The organism is Microbacterium sp. Bi128 (assembly GCF_918698205.1).
In genome coordinates this window covers 1-1,760 of the sequence record NZ_CAKKMM010001080.1, presented here as the reverse complement: position 1 = coordinate 1,760, position 1,760 = coordinate 1, and the positions used below count along the sequence as shown (strand labels likewise).

Annotated in this window: 1 protein-coding gene; it reads right to left on the bottom strand. The window is 67.6% G+C overall.

Annotated elements, in window-relative coordinates; translation table 11 throughout:
- A partial coding sequence (locus LQV45_RS29935) for a glutamate synthase central domain-containing protein (protein WP_290370359.1) occupies positions 1–1,760 on the bottom strand: 1,760 nt, incomplete at both ends.

The window sequence follows — 1,760 nt, the reverse complement described above, 5'->3', positions numbered from 1 at the left end:
CCTGCGGGGTGACCCCCACGACGTCGCCGGAGGCGATGAGCTGTTCCACGGATTCCATGGCCAGGTACGGGTTCACGGCGGAGGCGCCGTAGCCGATGAGCACGGCGACGTGGTGGGTCTCGCGGACGTCGCCGGCTTCCACCACGAGCGCGGTTTTGGTGCGGTTGGCGCTGCGCAGCAGGTGGTGGTGCACGGCGCTGACCAGCAGCAGGGACGGGATCGGGGCCCACTGGGCGTTCGAGTCGCGGTCCGAGAGCACCACGTACTGGACGCCGCGGTTGATGGCGCCGGAGACCTGTTCGCAGATTTCGGTGAGCCGGGCCCGGAGGGAGTTCTCGCCGCCTTCGGGGCGGTAGAGTCCGCGGACCTTCATGGCGACCTTGCCGCCGTCGGCGCTCTCGATGTTCGCGATCTTGGCGAGCTGGTCGTTGTTGATCACGGGGAACGGCAGCGAGACCTGCGGCTGCCGGACCTGCTTGGTGTCCAGCAGGTTGCCGTTCGGGCCGATTGCGCACGTCAGGGACGTGACGAGCTCTTCACGGATGGCGTCCAGCGGCGGGTTGGTGACCTGTGCGAAGGACTGCACAAAGTAGTCGAAGAGCAGCCGCGGGCGTTTGGACAGCACGGCCACCGGGGTGTCCGAGCCCATGGCACCGAGCGGTTCGGCGCCGGTGCGGGCCATCGGGCCCAGCAGGATTTTCAGTTCCTCGGTGGTGTAGCCGAAGGTGCGCTGGCGGATGTTGACCGAGGCTGCGGTGTGCACGACGTGCTCGCGTTCGGGCAGGTTCTTGAGGTCGATCAGGTTGTCCTTGACCCATTCGGCCCAGGGGTTCGCCGCGGCGACCTCGGCCTTGACCTCGGCGTCGTCGATGATCCGGCCGGCCCCGGTGTCCACCAGGAACATCTTGCCCGGCGAGACGCGGCCCTTCTTGACCACTTTGGAGGGTTCGACGTCGATCACGCCGACTTCGGAGGCGAAGACGATCAGGCCGTCCTCGGTGATCCAGTACCGGCCCGGGCGCAGGCCGTTGCGGTCCAGCGTGGCGCCGACCAGGTTGCCGTCTGTGAAGGAGACGGCCGCCGGGCCGTCCCACGGCTCCATGAGCATCGAGTGGTATTCGTAGAAGGCGCGGCGGGCCGGATCCATGGTGGCGTGGTTTTCCCACGCCTCCGGGATCATCATCATGATCGAGTGCGTGATGGGCCGGCCGGAGAGCCAGAGCAGTTCGGCGACCTCGTCGAAGGAGGCCGAGTCCGAGGCGCCCGGGGTGCAGATCGGGAACAGCTCTTCGGGTGAGTCCCCCAGCAGCGGGCTGGCGAGCTGCGACTGCCGTGCCCGCATCCAGTTGCGGTTGCCCTTGACGGTGTTGATCTCGCCGTTGTGCGCGATGGTGCGGAACGGCTGGGCCAGCGGCCAGGACGGGAAGGTGTTGGTGGAGAAGCGCGAGTGGACGATCGCGAGCTTGGTCTTGAAGCGCTTGTCCGACAGGTCCGGGTAGAACGGCTCGAGCTGCGCGGTGGTGAGAATGCCCTTGTAGACGATGGTCCGGGAGGAGAGCGACGGGAAGTACACGCCGAACTTGTTCTGGGCGCGCTTGCGGATCCGCCAGGCGCGGGAATCGAGCTCGTTGCGCTCGAGGGTTTCCCCGGTGCTGGAGGCGAAGAACGGCTGCGAGAAGTACGGCATGCAGGCCCGGGCCATGGCCCCGACCAGGTCGGCCACGATCGGGACTTCACGCCAGCCCAGGACGGTCAGGCCC